The 18,985-nt window shown below is 28.1% G+C and carries 18 protein-coding genes; 15 read left to right on the top strand and 3 right to left on the bottom strand.

Going from position 1 to position 18,985, the window contains the following annotated elements; translation table 4 throughout:
- Positions 1-3: 3 nt before the first annotated feature.
- From lpdA to ESOMN_RS02790, 5 genes are read left to right on the top strand one after another with little or no spacing between them, the layout of a single operon-like run.
- Positions 4-1,827 carry a dihydrolipoyl dehydrogenase gene (lpdA, locus tag ESOMN_RS02810; protein ID WP_024863450.1) on the top strand — a complete coding sequence of 608 codons (1,824 nt, stop codon included), beginning with the start codon at positions 4-6 and terminating at the stop codon, positions 1,825-1,827.
- Between the two features lie 12 nt (positions 1,828-1,839).
- Complete coding sequence (gene pta, locus ESOMN_RS02805; RefSeq protein WP_024863449.1) at positions 1,840-2,811, top strand: phosphate acetyltransferase; 972 nt, start codon at positions 1,840-1,842, stop codon at positions 2,809-2,811.
- Positions 2,811-3,998: an acetate kinase gene (locus tag ESOMN_RS02800; protein ID WP_024863448.1), complete on the top strand. Its 1,188-nt coding sequence runs from the start codon at positions 2,811-2,813 to the stop codon at positions 3,996-3,998. The genes pta and ESOMN_RS02800 overlap by 1 nt, the downstream gene beginning before the upstream one ends.
- A 12-nt stretch (positions 3,999-4,010) precedes the next feature.
- Positions 4,011-5,015 carry an NAD(P)-dependent oxidoreductase gene (locus ESOMN_RS02795; RefSeq protein WP_024863447.1) on the top strand — a complete coding sequence of 335 codons (1,005 nt, stop codon included), beginning with the start codon at positions 4,011-4,013 and terminating at the stop codon, positions 5,013-5,015.
- 23 nt (positions 5,016-5,038) lie between these two features.
- Positions 5,039-6,238, top strand: coding sequence for an AEC family transporter (locus ESOMN_RS02790; protein ID WP_024863446.1), 1,200 nt, complete (start codon positions 5,039-5,041; stop codon positions 6,236-6,238).
- Positions 6,239-6,285: 47 nt separating this feature from the next.
- On the opposite strand, the gene ESOMN_RS02785 is transcribed toward ESOMN_RS02790, so the two are convergent.
- Complete coding sequence (locus ESOMN_RS02785) at positions 6,286-7,008, bottom strand: type III pantothenate kinase (RefSeq protein WP_024863445.1); 723 nt, start codon at positions 7,006-7,008, stop codon at positions 6,286-6,288.
- A 62-nt stretch (positions 7,009-7,070) separates the two neighbouring features.
- Between ESOMN_RS02785 and coaD the strand changes: the two genes are divergently transcribed.
- The 3 genes from coaD to ESOMN_RS02770 all read left to right on the top strand — a co-directional run bounded on the left by coaD (position 7,071) and on the right by ESOMN_RS02770 (position 11,221).
- Positions 7,071-7,487, top strand: a complete 417-nt coding sequence (coaD, locus tag ESOMN_RS02780; RefSeq protein WP_024863444.1) for a pantetheine-phosphate adenylyltransferase — start codon at positions 7,071-7,073, stop codon at positions 7,485-7,487.
- 269 nt (positions 7,488-7,756) lie between these two features.
- The gene (gene thrS, locus ESOMN_RS02775; protein ID WP_024863443.1) at positions 7,757-9,694 is read left to right on the top strand and encodes a threonine--tRNA ligase; all 1,938 of its coding nucleotides are present in this window, start codon (positions 7,757-7,759) and stop codon (positions 9,692-9,694) included.
- A 114-nt stretch (positions 9,695-9,808) separates the two neighbouring features.
- A complete protein-coding gene (locus tag ESOMN_RS02770) occupies positions 9,809-11,221 on the top strand; it encodes a glycoside hydrolase family 1 protein (protein ID WP_024863442.1) in 1,413 nt (470 codons plus the stop codon).
- On the opposite strand, the gene ESOMN_RS02765 is transcribed toward ESOMN_RS02770, so the two are convergent.
- A complete protein-coding gene (locus tag ESOMN_RS02765; protein ID WP_024863441.1) occupies positions 11,216-11,413 on the bottom strand; it encodes a hypothetical protein in 198 nt (65 codons plus the stop codon). The genes ESOMN_RS02770 and ESOMN_RS02765 overlap by 6 nt on opposite strands.
- A 54-nt stretch (positions 11,414-11,467) precedes the next feature.
- Here ESOMN_RS02765 and ESOMN_RS02760 point away from each other — a divergent pair, with 54 nt between their 5' ends.
- The 3 genes from ESOMN_RS02760 to ESOMN_RS02750 are packed head-to-tail and all read left to right on the top strand — an operon-like array spanning position 11,468 to position 14,628.
- The gene (locus ESOMN_RS02760; protein ID WP_024863440.1) at positions 11,468-12,967 is read left to right on the top strand and encodes a glycoside hydrolase family 1 protein; all 1,500 of its coding nucleotides are present in this window, start codon (positions 11,468-11,470) and stop codon (positions 12,965-12,967) included.
- The gene (locus tag ESOMN_RS02755; RefSeq protein WP_051445519.1) at positions 12,968-14,005 is read left to right on the top strand and encodes a Gfo/Idh/MocA family protein; all 1,038 of its coding nucleotides are present in this window, start codon (positions 12,968-12,970) and stop codon (positions 14,003-14,005) included.
- On the top strand, positions 14,005-14,628 hold the full coding sequence (locus ESOMN_RS02750) for a hypothetical protein (RefSeq protein WP_024863438.1): 624 nt from the start codon (positions 14,005-14,007) through the stop codon (positions 14,626-14,628). The genes ESOMN_RS02755 and ESOMN_RS02750 overlap by 1 nt, the downstream gene beginning before the upstream one ends.
- Before the next feature lie 32 nt (positions 14,629-14,660).
- Here ESOMN_RS02750 and ESOMN_RS02745 read toward each other — a convergent pair whose 3' ends face one another.
- Entirely contained in the window at positions 14,661-14,846 is a 186-nt protein-coding gene (locus ESOMN_RS02745; RefSeq protein ID WP_024863437.1) for a hypothetical protein, read from the bottom strand.
- A gap of 186 nt (positions 14,847-15,032) precedes the next feature.
- Between ESOMN_RS02745 and ESOMN_RS02740 the strand changes: the two genes are divergently transcribed.
- From ESOMN_RS02740 to ESOMN_RS02725, 4 genes are all read left to right on the top strand, one after another.
- Positions 15,033-15,341, top strand: coding sequence for a PTS sugar transporter subunit IIB (locus ESOMN_RS02740; protein WP_024863436.1), 309 nt, complete (start codon positions 15,033-15,035; stop codon positions 15,339-15,341).
- Complete coding sequence (locus ESOMN_RS02735) at positions 15,341-15,655, top strand: PTS sugar transporter subunit IIA (protein ID WP_024863435.1); 315 nt, start codon at positions 15,341-15,343, stop codon at positions 15,653-15,655. The genes ESOMN_RS02740 and ESOMN_RS02735 overlap by 1 nt, the downstream gene beginning before the upstream one ends.
- Before the next feature lie 23 nt (positions 15,656-15,678).
- Positions 15,679-17,793 carry a PTS sugar transporter subunit IIC gene (locus tag ESOMN_RS02730; RefSeq protein ID WP_024863434.1) on the top strand — a complete coding sequence of 705 codons (2,115 nt, stop codon included), beginning with the start codon at positions 15,679-15,681 and terminating at the stop codon, positions 17,791-17,793.
- Positions 17,794-17,856: 63 nt separating this feature from the next.
- Positions 17,857-18,966, top strand: coding sequence for a MupG family TIM beta-alpha barrel fold protein (locus ESOMN_RS02725; RefSeq protein WP_024863433.1), 1,110 nt, complete (start codon positions 17,857-17,859; stop codon positions 18,964-18,966).
- Positions 18,967-18,985: the final 19 nt, after the last annotated feature.

The following is an 18,985-nucleotide window of genomic DNA, read 5'->3' as shown; positions in this document are numbered from 1 at the left end:
AATATGTTTGAAGTAAAATTTGCAGATATTGGAGAAGGTTTAACTGAAGGTAAAGTTACTGAAATTTTAGTTAAAATTGGAGACCAAGTAAAAATGGGGGATAGTTTATTTCACGTTGAGACTGATAAAGTTAATTCTGAAATTCCAACTCCCGTTGCAGGGACAATTGCTAAAATCTTAGTTAAACCCGATGAAGAGATTAAGGTTGGACAAGTGGTTTTTGTAATCGATGATGGTTCAACATCATCACCTGTAAAAGAAGAAAATAAATCAGAAGCAAAATCTGAACCAGTTGAAGAAAATGCTAGTGTTGTTGGTTCAACACCAGTATCAAATGACGTTCTTCCAAGTCGTGCACCAGAAGCTCAAAAACCTTCTCAACCAACAATTCAAAAATCAAGTGTTAAATATGACACAAAAGAAGATTTTGATGTAATTGTTGTTGGAGCGGGAATTGGAGGATACGTTTCTGCAATTAAAGTTGCGCAACTAGGTTTAAAAGCAATGATTGTTGAAAAACAATATTATGGAGGAGTTTGTTTAAATGTTGGATGTATTCCAACCAAAGCATTATTAAAAGCAGCAAAAGCCTTTGATATTGCTTTAAATAAAAATGATGTTTTTGGAATTTCATACCCAGGGAATGTTAAACCTTCTTTAGATTGAAAAAAAGTTCAATCTCGTAAAGATGATATTGTTGGTAAATTAACTGGAGGAGTTCGTTATTTACTAGATAAAAATAAAGTTAAACGCATTGAGGGAAAAGCTCAAGCTTTAGATCCAAATACTGTTGAAGTTGATGGAATTAAATATGGATGTAAAAATTTAATCATCGCAACTGGATCAGTTCCAAATTCATTACCTTTACCAGGATTTGCTGAAGCAGCTAAATCAGGTTATTTAATCAATTCAACTGGTGCTTTATCTTTACCTACTATTCCTAAAAAATTAGTAATTATTGGTGGAGGAGTTATTGGTGTTGAATTTGCTTGTTTATATGCAAATGTTGGCGTAGAAGTAACTATATTACAAGGATTACCTACAATTTTAGAAATGCTTGATAAAGATGTAATTACTGAAATGACTAAGCAATTAAAAGAACGTTACAAAATCAATGTTATAACTAATGCAAAAATTAAAGAAATTAAAGATAAATCAGTTATATATGAACTTGATGGAAAAGAACAAAAAATCACAACTGATTATTGTTTAGAATCTGTTGGAAGAAAAACTGTTATTGATGGTTTTGAAAATATGGGATTAGACATAACTGATAGAAAAGCAATTAATGTAGATGATTATTGTGAAACTAACATTGAAGGAGTTTATGCAATCGGTGACGTTATTGGTAAAGCAATGTTAGCGCATGTGGCATCACATGCAGGAATTGTTGCTGCAAATAGAATTGCTATGAAAAATGGAAGTTCTAAAGCACATGATATTAAAATGGATTTTGCAAAAATTCCAAGTTGTATTTATACATCTCCTGAAGTTGCAATGATTGGAAAAACTGAGCAACAACTTGAAAAAGAAGGCGTTGAATACAAAGCATTTAAATTTCCATTCTCAGCAATTGGAAAAGCTTTAGTTGATGATCATCCTTACGGGTTTGTTAAACTAATTGTTGAACCTAAATATAAAACTGTACTAGGAGCTCACATAATTGGTTCAACAGCAACAGAAATGATTTCTGAAATTACAACATTAATTGAATGTGAAGGAACAATAACTGAAGTTGCAAGAGCAATTCACCCTCACCCAACTATGAGTGAAGCAATTGGTGAAGTTGCAGAAGCTTTAGAAACAGGTTTACCAATCAATTTATAATCGGAGGTTTTAATGATTAAAATTGAAGAAATAAAACAAGAACTTATTAGTAACAAAAATAAAAAGAAAATCGTTTTTCCTGAGGGACAGGAAGAAATTATTCAAAAAGTTGCTAATTATCTTGTTGAAAACAAAATTGCTGAACCAATTTTGTTATTTAATGATAAAAAAGATATCCCAAAAACTTTAAATTCTCAAGTTAAAATTTTGAATTTAGAAGACATTGACACAACAACTTTAGCAAATCAATTTTTTGAATTACGTAAGGGCAAAGTGACAATTGAAGATGCTAAAAAATTAATGCGTCAAAGAAATTATTTTGGTGCAATGATGATGCAAAATAACGAATCAGATTCAATGTTGTGTGGTCTTACATTCACAACCGCAGATACATTGCGACCAGCTTTGCAAATTATTAAAACAAGTCCGTCTGCATTGCTTGCTACATCAGTATTTATAATGAAAAAAGATGATCAAACTTTCTTTTTCTCAGATTGTGCTTTAAACATTAAACCAACCTCAGAGCAACTAGTTTCAACTGGAAAAATGGTGGCAAAGTTCGCCAAACAAATGCAAGTTAAGAATCCTGAAGTTGCTTTCTTGAGTTATTCAACAAACGGTAGTGGGGCAGGAGAAGATGTTGATCGTGTTAATAAAGCGGTTGAGATTTTAAAAAATGAAAATGTCGATTTTATAATTGAAGGAGAAATGCAGTTTGATGCTGCTTTTGATAAAAAAGTAAGAGATAAAAAGTTCCCAAACAATAAACTTACAAAAAATACTCCTGATGTTTTCATTTTCCCTGAAATTCAATCCGGGAATATAGGTTATAAAATCGCTCAAAGAATGGGTGGTTGAGAAGCTGTAGGTCCATTTATCTTGGGGTTAAATAAACCCGTTAATGATTTATCGCGTGGAGCAACTTATGAAGATGTTTTACAAACAGCAATCATCACAATTTACCAATCTATGGAGGTAGAATAATGATCTTAGTAGTTAACTCGGGAAGTAGTTCAATCAAATTTAAATTATTTGCTATAAAGAAAAATGTACCAATCGCAATTTTAGACGGATTAGCTGAAAGAATCGGTGTGGACGGATTTTTAAAAATTGAATTCAATGGTGAAAAACATCAATTTAATCAAAAAATGAGTAATCACAATGAAGCTATTCAATTTATTTTAAAACAATTTGAAGAATTAAAAGTTATCAAAGATAAAAAAGATATTGCAGCTGTTGGATTTCGAATAGTACACGGAGGTAAAATAACAGAACCTGTTGTTATTGATAAAAAAGTCTTTAAAGAAATTGAGGCTTGCGTTAAATTAGCACCACTACATAATCCAGGTGCATTAGTTGCAATTGAAGCTTTTAAAATAGAAATGCCAAAAGTTAAATTAATTGCCTCATTTGATACTTCGTTCCACCAAACAATGGATGAAGAAACTTTCTTATATTCTGTTCCTTATGAATGATACAAAAAATATCAAGTTAGAAAATTTGGTTTTCACGGAATTAGTTACAAATATATAACAGAAAAATATGCAAAAATGATTAAAAAACCTGTTGGCAAATTAAATTTAATAATTTGTCATTTAGGAAGTGGAGCTTCTGTTGCTTGTGTAAAAAATGGTAAATCCATTGACACAACAATGGGATTCACTCCTTTAGCTGGACTAATGATGGGAACAAGATCAGGTGATATTGACCCATCAATTATTCAATATATGGTTAAAGCACTTAATAAAGATGTGTTTGAAATAACTTCTATATTAAATAAAGAATCAGGACTAAAAGGGTTTTCTGAAATAAGTAGTGACATGAGAGAAATCATTGCCGAAGTTGAAAAAGGTAACAAACACGCCGTATTAACATTGAATAAATATTCACAAAATGTAGCGGATTTTATTGTTAAATATGCAAACAGATTAGAAGGAAAAATTGATGCTTTAATTTTTACTGCCGGAATTGGTGAAAATTCTGACACAGTACGTAAAGAAATAATTAATAGAGTTAACATTTTAGGTTTAAAGTTAAATCCAAAAGAAAATATCAAACGTTATGACGACTTTTTGAAAATATCAAACAAGGATTCAAAATTTGACATTTATGCAATTAAGACAAATGAAGAATTAATGATTTGTCAGGAGACTATGGATTTAACTAGCTAAAAAAGGAGCTATATGAAAATTTTTTGCTATGGTATTCAAGATGCCGAAAAATCAATCTTTGAATTAGAAAATAAAAAATTTAAAAACGAATTATTTTATACAAACGATTTATTAAATAGTGAAAACATTAAAAATTTTCCAAACGGAATGGATGCAGTAATTTTATTTGTAAACTGCAAAGCCGATGAAAAAGCATTAAAAACCTTTAAAGAAAAAGGGGTTAAATATATTGTTACAAGAACAGTAGGTACCGATCATATTGATTTAAAAACCGCTGCTTCGTTGGGCTATAAAGTAGGGCGAGTTCCATCTTATTCTCCAACAGCGGTTGCTTCTTTAGCGTTTGCTGGTGGTATTGAATTATTACGAAGATCTGGATGAATGTTTAATCAAACTAAAGATTTTAATTTTAAAATAGATGGAAATATGTTTGCCAAAGAATTAAAAAATTCCACAATTGGAATTATTGGAACTGGAAAAATTGGTTACGAAACAGCTAAGTATTGAAAAGGTACAGGAGCTAAAGTTTTAGGATTTGATCTTTTCCCTAATGATAAAAATAATGAAGTTTTAGAGTATACAGATTTAGAAACTTTAATTAAAAAGTCTGAATTAATTTCCTTGCATGTTCCTTACATTAAAGGTGAGAATGAAAACTTAATAAATGAAGCTTTAATTTCTAAAATGAAAGATTTTGCTTCAATTGTTAATGTTTCGCGTGCTCCATTAGTTGACACAAAAGCAATTATCAGTGCAATTAAATCAAATAAACTTTATGGTTATGCTGGTGATGTATTTACTAATGAAGGTGATTTAATTAATAAAAAATTAACTGAAGCCGATGTTATGAAGATTAATCCTGAAATTGTTGAATTACTAAAATTATATCCAAGAGTTTTAATCTCCCCTCATGTTGCCTATTTTACAGATGAAGCTGTAAAGAATATGGCAGAAATATCATTCCAAAATTTAAAACAGTTAGTAGAAACAGGAACTTGTGACACTGCTGTTAATTAATAAGGAAATGGGAGTGATCAAAAATGTCTAATGTTTTAATTTTAAGCGAAGCTACTGATGCAATCAAAACTGCATTATCTAGTCTCATATTTTGAGGTTCAATAATTGCTGCTTGTTTTGTTATTTTTCTTGGATTTATTATTCAAAGAAAAAAAATAGCCAATGACGGATGAGAAAAACCTTTAGTTAAAGTTTTACTTATGATTGGTTTACCGGCATTGATTTTAAAATCATTTATGGTTGATTTAAGCAAAGATAATGCTTTAGAAATGTTTATGATCATGCTCGTGGGTCTATTATTCTTTTTTGCTCTAGCAGTTTTTAGTAAGTATTTTTATATTAAAAACTCTAGATCAATTCAAGACACATTATCGATGTGTGTGGCATTTGGTTCAACAGTTTATTTCGGTGTACCAATTGCATTGTCAATAACACCAGAATCTTTAACTAAAACGGTTGAAGCTTCAGCAAATATGTTTAATGTAGGATTTTGAATCTTTATGTGTTCATGAGCCTTATTTGTTATTAAAAGACCATTACCGGGGACCTCGTTAGATGGTAAAAATTTAAAAGGAAAAGAAAATGATCTTGTAAATATTGAACATCGTTCAAACAAAATTAAATGACTTGATATTAAAGGGGTTATTTTAACACCGATTATTATTTCATTGATTGTTGGTATTGTTCTATGAATTTTACAATTAATTCCTGGAATAGATGTTATTCATGTAACTGATGGTGGTTGAAACACGATTAAACCAGGATATTATTCAATTACAAGAATTGATGCATTAATACCGGGGGTTGACAAAATTTTAATAGTATTATCAGCATTGCCAACACCTTTAGCTTGATTGGCTGTTGGAGCCTTAATAGGTAAAAGCGATATTAATGCAGCAATTAAAAACAAAACTGTTTGGTACACTTTTGCTTTAAAAAATGTTTTTGCAGGTTTGTTCGGAATAGCTGTAGTGAGTGCTATTGCAGCTATTGGTAATGCAACTGGATCATTCGAAATTAGTAAATACGCATTTGTAATGATTGTTTTATCGGCTGCATCACCAATTGCAACAACAATAGTAAGTTATTCAATTATGTACAATAAAGAACCTGTCTTAGCTTCAGAGGCAACAACATTGTCTACAGTGGGATCAGTTGTATCAATGCCGTTGTGAACAATTATTGCTTTATTTGTAGGCTTTTCATCTCCAATATTTGCATAATTAAAACAATTAAAATTAAAAAACCAAACAATTTAATTGTTTGGTTTTTATTTATTATAAATATTTATGATTCCTTTAAAAATTAAATCTTCATCTAATATGTACTTTTCCTTAATTTTTTCATTTAAAAGATAGGCATTACCACCTGTAAAAATTACTTCGTCTATTTTCATGTTTTGTTTAATTAATTCAATATTTTTTTCAATTGCATAATAATGAGAATTTATAGATCCGATATTTATTGCTTCTGCAGTGTTTTTACCAATAATTTGATTAGAAAAGTGAAAATTACTTGTTTTTAGCAAAGCTGCTTTATTTATTAAGGAATATAAACTTGTCTTAATTCCTGGCATAATTATTGCTCCTTCAAATTTCTTGTTACAAATTACAGAAAGAGTAGTTGCTGTTCCTAAAGAAATAATTATGTGATTTTTTTTATTGTTCATAGCATGAAAATAGGCGACAAAATCAGCTCCTAATTCGTTGGTGTTTTCTATATTAAATTTTTTATAATTAATAGATTTAAAATCTTTAATAGATCTAATTTTAATTCCTTTTTTATTTGCAAAATTAATTAATTTTTTGCTCAATTTTGGCACCACAGAAGAATAAACAATTTCATCTACAATTCCTTTGTTAATAAAACTTGAAAATTTTATTTTTTCGTTAATGTAAAAACGATTTTCTGTTAAATAAATATTTTTTTGCTCATCATAAAGTTTAAAATGAATTGATGTATTTCCTATATCTGTAAGTAGTATTTTTCCCATAATTTTACCTTCTAAGTATAATTATAAGATAAAATATATATTATTATTCTGTGAGGTAACAAATGAAAGCTATTTATCCAGGGAGTTTCAACCCTTTTCATGAAGGACATTTAAATATTTTAACGAAAGCTTTAAATATTTTTGATGAAATATATATTGTTGTTACAAAAAATATAAACAAAATTAATGATTCTAATTTTTCTTCAAGAATGGAAAAAATTAATAAAGCCGTTAATAATCCTAAAGTTCATGTCATTATAAATGAAAATGAATTAACAATTGAAATTGCTAAAAAATATCAATGTTCACACATTATTAGAGGATTAAGAAGTGATACTGACTTTAAATATGAGTTAGAATACTATGATGGTAATAAATTTTTGGATCCTAATATTGAAACCATCTATTTTATAAGTGATCATGAAAAACGCAAATTATCCTCAACAATCATAAAAGAAATTGCAAACTACAAAAAATAGTAATAAAATTAATTTGTATAACTTAATATTAATTAACATTGTTAGACATGGTAATATAAAAGACCTTAAAGAGAGTTGTCGTTTGGTGCAAGACATCGGGAATATATATTGCTACTACTAACAATAAATGTTACGTAAAAAGCCCGTTAAAGCTTAATCAAGATATGTTATTTATATGACATAAATTAGGATGGTACCGCGAATAAAACTCGCTCCTATTAATTCAGGGGCGAGTTTTATTTTTTTTAAAAAAAGAAAGGATTAAAATTATGAAAGTTAAATTATTAGACGGAAACATTAAAGAATATCAAAAACCAATTTCAATAAAAGATATTGCATCAAATTTAGGAGTAAGTTTAGGAAAAAGTGTTGTTGGAGCCTATGTTAATAAAATTCCCGTTGACTTAGACTATGTGGTAGAAAAAGATATAGAGTTAGAATTAATAACAAATAAATCGGATGATAAATACGATTTATTTATCAATCATACTTCAGCTTTACTAACCGCATTTGCAATTAATGATATTTTTGGAGCTAAAATAGCTCAAACATTTTACAAAAAAGATGGTGAAGAATTTGCCGTTACTTTTGAAGTCGAACCAAGAATTGGACTTGATGAGCTAGAAAAAATTCAAAACAAAGTTAATGAGTATTTGGCAAACAATGACAAAATAAATATTGAATATGTCGACTTAGAGACTGCAACCAAAATTTTAAAAAATAACGAATATCAACTTTTTTTAGCTAAAAAACAATTTGCTGAATTAAATTATGTAACTATTTATTCATTGAATAATTTAAAAATTGTTAACATCCAACCAATTATTACTGATTTAAAACATATTAAAGCAATAAGAGTTCAACAACTAACGGGTTCATATTGATTAGATGATGCAAAAAACATTATGTTACAAAGAGTTCATGGGATGGGTGCTGATTCACTTAAAGAGTTAAACTCAAAAATTGCTTTAATTGAAGATAGAAAAAGTCGTGATCACCGTACAATTAATAAACGTTTAAATATTTTTGGTTTTGATAATTTAATCGGTGCTGGTTTGCCATTGTGATTGCCTAATGGGGTTATAATTAAAGACGAAATTAAAAAATATTTAAAAGAAAAAGAATGAGAGTATGACTATATTCAAGTTCAAACACCAATTATGGGGACTGTTGATCTTTATAAAACTTCAGGTCACTGAGATCATTATAGAGAAGATATGTTTCAACCTTTTAATGGTGGTAGAGGTAGTGAAGAACAATTTGTTTTAAAACCAATGAGTTGTCCTCACCACGTGTCATTATATAAACAAGAACAAAGATCTTATCGTGATTTACCTTTAAGAATGGCTGAACACGCCCTACAACACCGATACGAATCGTCGGGATCATTGACAGGGTTGGAACGTGTTCGCGCAATGGAATTGACTGATTCTCATATTTTTGTTAGACCAGATCAAGTTAAAGAAGAATTTAAAAATGTTTATAAACTAGTTCAAGAAGCTTTAAAAGGATTAAAAATTGAAATTGACTATGTTTCTTTTTCTGTAAGAGATCCTGAAGATAAAGAAAAATATTTCCAAGATGATGAAATGTGAAATCATGCAGAAGAAGAACTTGAAAATGTTTTAAAAGATTTAAAACTTAACTATACTAAAATGGTTGGGGAAGCTGCATTTTATGGTCCTAAACTTGATATTCAAATTAAAACTGCTCAAAATCATGAAGTTACGATTTCAACGATTCAACTAGATTTCTTACTACCTAGAAAATTTGATGCTACTTATGTAGATCAACATCAAAAATTACAAAGACCTATTATGATTCACCGTGGTTTAGTCGGTACTTACGAGAGACTTGTAGCAATTATTTTAGAACAAACTAACGGAATTTTACCATTGTGATTATCTCCAACACAAGTTGAAATAATTCCAATTGGTGATGATAAAAATTTTGAATACGCAGACAAATTGCGTGATAAGTTCAAAAATGAATTCATTAGAAGTCATATTGATTTAAGAGATGAAAGACTTGCGTGAAAAATTCGTGAAGCTCAAATTCATAAAATTCCTTACCAATTAGTTATTGGGGATGAAGAAACTAAAAACAATACTATAACTTATCGTCAGTATGCAAGTGAAGAAGAAATCACAATGCCTACATCAGAGTTTATAACTAAAATAATGAAAGAAATAAAAGAAAGACAATAGGTTATCGGCCTATTTTCTTTCGGAAAAAGTTCCAAAAATTTTGGAACTTTTTAAATTTATTTTTAAAAATATTTAAAGTAATAAAATAATATTAACAAAGACAAAGGGTAAAAAATGGAAATTAAATTTAAAGATGATTTTTTATGAGGTTCAGCAACTAGTGGACCACAAAGTGAAGGAGCATTCGCTAAACCTAATTTAAGCATAATGGACTATTGATATAAAAAAACTCCTAACGATTTTCACAATCAAATAGGTCCTGATATCACTTCTGATCTTTTTCATAATTATGAAAAAGATATAGAAATTATGAATTCATTAAAATTAAATAGTTTTAGAACCTCAATTCAGTGAACGCGATTAATAGAAAATTTTCAAGATTGTAGAGTCAACAAAGAAGCTGTTGAATTTTATAGGAATTATTTTTTTAAATTAAAACTTAAAAATATTAAATTAATTGTAAACTTATTTCATTTTGATATGCCTATAGAATTACAAAATCTTGGTGGTTTCGAAAACAAAAAAGTTGTATCTATGTACGCTGAATATGCTCGAACATGTTTTGAACTTTTCGGTGATTTGGTTGATGATTGAGCAACTTTTAATGAACCAATTGTGCCAATTGAAGGTGGTTATTTATACGAATGGTATTATCCTAAAATTGTTGATTTTAAAAGAGGAATTCAAGCAGCTTATGGAACCATTTTAGCTCATGCCAAAGCTGTTAATATTTTTCATTCAATGTTTGCAAATGATCCAAATAAAAAAATTACAATTATTTTGAATTTAACTCCAGCTTATCCAAAAGATCAATCAAAAGATAATCTTCAAGCAGCTAGAATTAGAGATTTACTTTTCAATAAATCATTTTTAGAAACAACAATAAATGGTGTATTTCCTAAAGAGTTGATTGAATTATTTAAAAAAGAAGATCTGCTTCCAAATTATACAAAATTAGAATTATTAGAAATTAAAAATTCATATATTGATTATTTAGGAGTTAATTATTATCAACCTTCAAGAGTTCAAGCAAGAACGAAACCTTGATCCGGAAAAATTATGCCTGAAAAGTGATTTGAAAATTTTGTTTGAAATAAACGTAGAATTAATCCCCATAGAGGATGAGAAATACATCCAGAAACAATTTATAAAATAGCAATGGAAATTAAAAATAATTATAAAAACATTAATTGATTCGTTGCTGAGAACGGTATGGGCGTAGAAAACGAAATAAAATTCAAAAATTCTCAAGGTTTTATTGATGATCAATATAGAATTGATTTTATTAAAGAACATTTATATTGATTGAATAAAGCAATTTTAGAAGGATCGAATTGTTTTGGTTATCATGTATGAACATTTATCGATTGTTGAAGTTGAGCTAACGCTTATAAAAACAGATATGGCTTGATAGAACTTGATTTACAAACACAAAAAAGAACTATTAAAAAATCGGGATACTGATTTAAAGAAATAATTGAAAATAAAAACATCATCGAAATAGATGATGAATTAATAAAATTATAAAAATATAGCCAAAATAATAAAAAGAATAAATAAAACTAGGCAAGAAATAAAAACAATAATTTTAGCTGTTTTATGTCAATTAACAGCCGTTCTTGTTTGTTTATCTAAAAATCTAATAAATCCCCAAAAAAAGAATGGAATTACAAATGCAAATGCTGCTAAAATTGCAAAAACTGTTTGTGTCGTATTCATTTTAACCTCTAATATTTTTTAGTTTACATTATTATTTTCAAAAAAGGAGAGCTTATGAAAAATAAACAAAATTTTATTTGATCAACTTCAACTTGTGCATTTCAAATTGAAGGCGGAAGAAATGAAGGGGGAAGAACTGATTCTATTTGAGATGAGTTTACAAAACGAAATTTTTACATTCCTCCAATAGGTGTACCCGGTAGAGAAATTAATTCAATTGAACAAGCAGCAGATTTTTATCATAAATACGAAACTGATTCTTTGATAATGAAAAACGCAAATTTAAATGGATTTATTTATAATTTAGATTGAAATAGAATATTTCCTAAAAACTATCAGGAAATAAATCCAGAAGGAATTAAATGAACTGAAAATTTTTTCAAAAAAATGATTGAAAACGAAATAAGACCTATTCCGATTTTATTTCATTGAGACACCCCTCTTTGAGCACAAATTCAAGGTGGATGAGAAAATTCTGAAATACTGATTTGATGACGTCAATATGTAAAAACAATGTTTAAATTTTTAGGAAAGTATACAGATATTTGATACGTAAATGATGAAAATTCTACATTTACACTTGCTGGCTATTTAGATATTTACTTACCTCCAGCAAGAAATGATAAAACCGCTTTTGTTAAAGCTATACATAATTTAAATTTATCTGGAGCTATCGCTAAAGAAGAATTTGAATTAGCTAAAGAAAAAGGATATATTTCTAAAGATTCAATTTTAGGTATTGTTCATGATTGAAACCCTCCAATTCCTTACGATAAGACTGACAAAAATGATTTAAAAGCAATTGAAATATATAACCAATGATTTTTACATTTTTGGTTAGATCCAAACATGAAGGGAAAATATCCTGAAATTTTTTTCAGATGAATAAAGGAAAATAATATTGATTTTAAAATAAGCAAAAAAGATTTAGATTTTTTAAAAAAGAACACCTTAGATTTCATTGGCTGAAATTATTATCGACCATGTTATATAAGTGGTGTTCATAAAAATATTTCTGAAGAACTCTTAAACAGACCAACGGAACAATTTTTTACAAAAGATTTTAAAATTGTTTATCCAATAAAAGATGTTTTATACACAGATTGAAAATGAATTATAGATTCATCGCGCCTTGTTTCTGGTTCTTTAGAAATGAAAAATATTTATGGTGATATACCTTTAATGATTGTCGAAAACGGTTTAGGAGCTTTCGATGATAAAACCGGGGATTTAATAAAAGATTTTAAAAGAATTGAATATTTAAAACAACATATTGAAGCAGTGCTTGAAGCAAAGAGAATAGGTGTTAATTTCATTGGTTATTCGTTATGAACTTATTGTGATATTTATTCGCCATCTGGAGGATATAGAAAAGATTATGGATTAGTTTCTGTGGATTTTAATTCTTCAAACAAAACTAGAAAACCTAAATTAAGTTATTCTTGATATAAACAAGTAGCCACTTCAAATGGAAAGGATACTTCAATTGATTTAAATAAATTAGAAAAAGATTTAAAAAATGAATTAAAGAATTGAAGTATATATATGAAATAAATGATAAATATAGGAATTATTGGAGCGGGGAGAATTGTTGAGTGATTTATAAAAGATTATTTATTGATCATGAACAATATAAATGTACAAAGCAGAATAATTAGCATTTGGAATCGAACTTATGAAAAAGCAAATTTAATTAATGATAAATATAATTTAAATTTAAATGTTTATCAAAATTTAAATGATTTTTTTAATAAAGATAGAAATAATATTGATTTAATATATATCGGAACAAGTGATGAAAGTCATTTTGATTTTGTTAAAACAGCATTAGAAAATAAAATTAATGTTTTTTGTGAAAAACCTTTATCATTGTCATATCTTCAATCAAAAGAGTTGTACAAGTTAGCAAACAAGAATGACCTTTTGTTGTTTGAAGGCATAAAAACCGGTTTTGCTCCAGCTTTCATTAAACTTGAGCAAATAATAAAATCTGAATTACTTGGTAGAATTAAATATATATATTCTTCGCATGCAAAAATTTCTACTAGCGGAAACATCCCTAATGATTCTAATGTAGGTTTTCACTTAGCTGGAGGAATGTATGCTTTATACACGGTTTTAAAATTAGCAGGTAAAGCAAAAGTGGTTCAATTTATGAACAATGCATATGAAAAAAATACTTTAGCTATACAAACTTCTGTTTTAACAATAAGACATTCAAACAATGTTATAAGCACTGTTGTTGGTTCGGACACTATTACTGATGATTTATCTACAAAAATAATTTTTGAAAAAGGTTATGCAAAACTTGGTGGACGTATTGATCTTTATAATGAAAACTATAAAAAAGATTCTTGTCACATGCCTAAAACATTATCTATTTATGATAATCAAAATAATTTATTAGACTTTTATGATCTTGATTTTGTTTCTGAAGGCGAAGGTCTAAGATTCGAAATAGAACATGTATTAGAAATGCTAAATGATAATATAAAAGAGAGTTCAATAGTATCTCAATCACTATCATTAGAAATTATTAAAATTTTAGAAAAAACTAACAAAGTAAGTGATTTAGAAAGTGTGGTTTTGTAATGCTTCAAAAAGAATATCAAGTTGCTGTTCAAGATGAGCAAGAAGTAAATTTATTAGAAGAAACATTTACCTCAAAACGACAAAAGATTCATACAAAAATTTATTCTTCAATGACTGAAGAAAGATTAAGAACTAATAAACTTATTATTTCATATTCTATTGCAGCACCAATTGAGAGAGTCTTTAAAGCTGTTGCTGAAAAATCAGCTAAAGATATGCACCCGAAACTCAATTATAATGATTTAAAGCAAAACACATTTTATTATTCTTCCGGAAAAAACAATAAAAATCCATTTAAAATCACTGAACTCAAAATCAACGAAGTTATTACAATTGAATTTTTTGCTAAAGATCAACAATTTATAAAAACTTTAAAATTCAAAGCAAATAAAAAGAATACAAAAACCAAAATAACATTTATTGATGTTGTAACGGGTACGACATCAATTTTAGGATGGTATGAAAAACATATTAAAAATGTTTATATAAAAAGAATGACTATAGCTTTTAAAATTCAAATTAAACAAGCTCAATTGGATTTAAATTTAATTTCTAAAACTAAAATTGAAAAAGTAAAAAACGAAATCATTAAATTAATTGAATATTCTAAGAAATTATTTTAAAAAAACAGCAAACATAAAAGTTTGCTGTTTTTTTAAATCAATAAGCTTATTGCAACAATCAAAATTATTAATAATGCACAAGTAATTGCTCCATATAAATAAATTTTCATTTTGTGAAAAACCATTCTGTGAAAGGCTTTTTCCATTGTTTCTATGGTTAAATAGATAATTAGTAAAATTACAATTGGTACAAAAGCAAAATAGATGATATCTGACATGAAACAAACTCCTTTTATATATTTATTTTATATTTTTTAAAATATTCGGCACTAATTTGTCTATTAGAATATTCTCCAAAAAGAATAGAAATTTTTAATAACAAAACTTAATTATACCAAAAGTTTTATAATGAAATTATAGTAGAAAAAAATCTACTTATTTTAAGAAAATAGGAGAATTTTATTATGTCGAAAAAAATATTGTTAGTTTGCTCTGCTGGAATGTCAACTTCTATGTTGGTTAAAAAAATGGAAGCAATTGCTAGAAAAGAAAATTTGGATTACGAAATTAAAGCAATGGGGATGGCAGAAGCTAAACCTATTATTAAAAACTGAGATGTAATAATGGTTGGTCCACAAGTTAGTTTTATTCTTAATGATCTTAAAAGTATGACTTCAGCTCCGGTTGAATTAATACCAGCAAACATTTATGCATTAGCAAAGGGTGAAGAAGCTATAAAAATGGCACAAAAATTAATGAGTGAAAATAAATAATGAATTTAAATTTTGAAGAAATATCATTTCAAATTATTGCATTTGCCGGTGAGGCAAAGGGTCACGCAATGAACGCGATATATTTAGCTAAACAAGGCAAATATAGTGAGGCTGATGAATTGTTGGAAAAAGCAGAACAAAGCATGATAATTGCAGAAAAAACACATATGGATGTTGTTTCTGCAGAAGCAGGGGGAGAAAAATTAGTTTTTCCTGTTCTTTTTGTTCATGCTGAAGATCAATTATTGACAACTCAAACTTTAATGTTAATAGCAAAAGAATTTGTGGATGTCTACAAAAAAATTAATAACTAAAAAATAGAAAGGATTAAATAGATATGGTCCAAAAATTTAATGCTGATAACAGCAGAAATAATCCACAAGGATTTAAAATCTGATTTCAGCAAAAATTTATTCCGCAAATTGCCAAAATGGGTAATCAACGCCATTTAGCGGCAATTAGAGACTCATTTGGAACTATGATTCCGTTGATTATTGCAGGTTCACTTGGTGTACTAATCAACGCAATTATATTTGGTGGTGCAGGTTCTGGTTATGTTTCTTTACTTGGTTTATTTGCAAAAGCAGCAAATCCTGATGTTGCGTGAAATGATTTAAACGCACAAGTATTAGGAACTGGTGGATGAGCACAAACAACACAAATAATGGGTTATGCTTTCGGAATAATTAATTCAGTAACTGTAGGTATGATGGCAATATGATTTTCATTCTTACTAGGTTACTATATTGCAATATCTAGAAATTTTCAAAATCCGTTAGTAACAGGTTTGTTATCTGGATCTGCATTTATGTTGGCTTCACTTGGAGAAGTTACATTTTTTATGGGTGCTCAAGGTTTGATTACCGCAATTTTGTTTGGAATTTTATCAACAGAATTATTTATAAAATTGTCTAGCGTTAGGGCACTTAATATTAAATTACCAGATGGAGTTCCGCCTGCCGTAGGAAAATCTTTTGCGGTTTTCTTACCTGTTTGTATAACATTATCTGTTGTAGCAATGATTAATGTTATTGTTTTAGCTCCAGCAATAGTTACAGGTGATTTAAAAGTTACGGCTAATACATATTCAGTTATGGATTCTGGTCAATTTGCAGAATTATTTAATAAACAATTTGTTGCAGCTGATTTTCTTAAGGCAAATCCAAATTTTGCTAATTACAGCGACATTATTAATAAAATTGCTGATAATTGAGGAACTAACCAAAAAGCATTTGTAGAATTTTATAATTCACAATCTTCACAAAATCAATCAGTTATTGCAACTGCAATAGCAACATTTTCAGGAGCACCAGGTTCAGGATCAGCAATTGCTGAAGTAGCCGACAAAGCAAAAATTATTTTTGTTGTTGGTAAAAACGCAAATTATCTTGCAACTTTGTCTTGGTTTAAAGTTGCCTTAGGTCCAAATCAATTTGGTATGGGAGCAGCAATTTATCAATTCTTTACTAGTTGATTTATTGGATTTGCTACAGGTTCTGGAGGAATAGGACTTGCAATAGTGTTTGTCTTTGCGGTTTCATTCTTCTGATTCTTTGGAGTACATGGTTCTAACTTAATGGCTGGTATTTTTGAACCAATTTTTTGAATGGTATTAGGAATTAATACTGCGCTTGTAACATCATTGGGTTATGATGCAGCTGTAGCTACACAAAGCATGGGTGTATTTACCAAACCTTTCTTTGATGCATATATGTATGTTGGAGGATCTGGGGCAACTTTAGGACTTCTATTAATGACATTATCGTTCTCTAAACGTAAAGATTTAAAAGAAATTGCGAAATATTCAACACCTGCTGGAGTTTTTCAAATTAATGAACCAACTATTTTTGGATTCCCACTAATATTGAATCCAGTGTATGTTGTTCCATTTATATTGGTTCCAATTATTAACTTATTTGTTGGTTGAATTTTCTCTCCAGATGTATTAAATTTTGTTAAATATTCTTATGTTGCAACTCCTTGAACTGCGCCTTGATTTTTAGGAGCAATGATTACTTCATTGGATGTTAGAGCATTACTTCCAGCATTTATAATTTTTGGAATTGACTTGTTATTATATCTACCTTTTGTATTGTTAGACAATAAATTGTACTTTAAAAAATTAAAAGAAAACAATATCGAACAATATAATATGGAAATGAAATACTATAATGATCCAGAATTCAAATGAAACACTGACACAGAAACTAAATTTAATAATAAAATAAATAAAGGTGAATTAGTAGTTTTAGATGCCGAAGAAACAAATGCATTTTGAGCAAAAAGAATGACCGATTCTCAAAAATTAGCCATTCGTCAAAAAGATATAATGCAAAAGGCATTAGATAAACAATTAAAATACAATAAAGAAGCAAAAGAGGTCAAAGCAAAACGTGATGCTAAAATTCCTGAATTAAAGACAAAATGAGCAAAACAAAAAAAGAAAAATTAAAAAAGAAATTATAAAACTATAGGTTGACTCTTTTATATGTCACCTATTTTTTGTGGGGGAAACATGTTTAAGAAAAAAATAGGAATAAGTATTTATCCGGAAAAAAATGATTTACAAAAAACTTTAGATTATTTAGAATTAGCTAAAAAATATGGTTACTCATTCATCTTTGTTAGTTTTATTCATATGGTTAACAGTAGTCAAATTGATATTGACAAAGTTTTAAAAGCTATCAAAAAAGCAAAAGAATTAAACTACTATGTTATTGCTGATTTAGAATATGAATCATTAAAAAAAATTAATATTTCAATTAATAATCTAAAACAAGCAAAAGAATATGGAATTGATTGTATTCGTTTTGATTCTCCGGTTTTACCAAAAGAAATTGCTGCACTTACTCATAATAAATATGGTATTGATATTCAATTAAATGTTTCGAACAATGATTCTTTTATTGATAATGTTTTAGATTACAAACCAGTATTAAGTAGACTTGCTGGATGTCATAATTTTTATCCACAAAAATACACTGGTTTAGAATATGATTTTTTTAAAGAATCAAGTCAAAGATATTTATCTAAAGGAATGTCGGTTGGAGCTTTTATTGGTTCACACACAGGAATTTTAGGAACTGCTAAATACAACAATGAATTGCCAACTTTAGAAATGACAAGATGTTTAGATGTTGATGTTCAAGCAAAAGTCCTATTTTACTCAAATAATGTAGATTTTGTTGCTTTTGGCAATGCTTTTGCAAGCGAAGAAGAGTTAAAAAAAGTATCTTTAATTGATCGCGAAGAAATAACTTTATCATTAGAATTAAGTAAATATATTTCTGAAAACGAAAAAACAATTTTATTTTGAGATCAACACTTTAGACGTGGTGATGTAACAAAATTTTTTGTTCGTTCAACAATGTCTAGAGTTGTTTTTAAAAATTTACAAATTCCTGATAATAATACAAAAGAAATTTTTGATAAAGGTGATGTGGTTGTTATTAACGAGAATGGTGGAAGTTATAAAGGTGAACTCTTAATCATTTTACAGGACAATTTTAAACCTGAAAATAATACTTATAATTTTCTCGGAAAAATTTTAAAAGATGAAATCTCTTTATTAAATTATATTGAATCATGAACATATTTCCAATTTAGTACAAAAAATAGATTTTAAGATACTACTTAAATTAAAC

The sequence above is a fragment of the Williamsoniiplasma somnilux genome (assembly GCF_002804005.1).
In the GTDB taxonomy this organism is placed as follows: domain Bacteria; phylum Bacillota_I; class Bacilli_A; order Mycoplasmatales; family Mycoplasmataceae; genus Williamsoniiplasma; species Williamsoniiplasma somnilux.
This window is presented reverse-complemented; position numbering and strand designations above follow the sequence as displayed.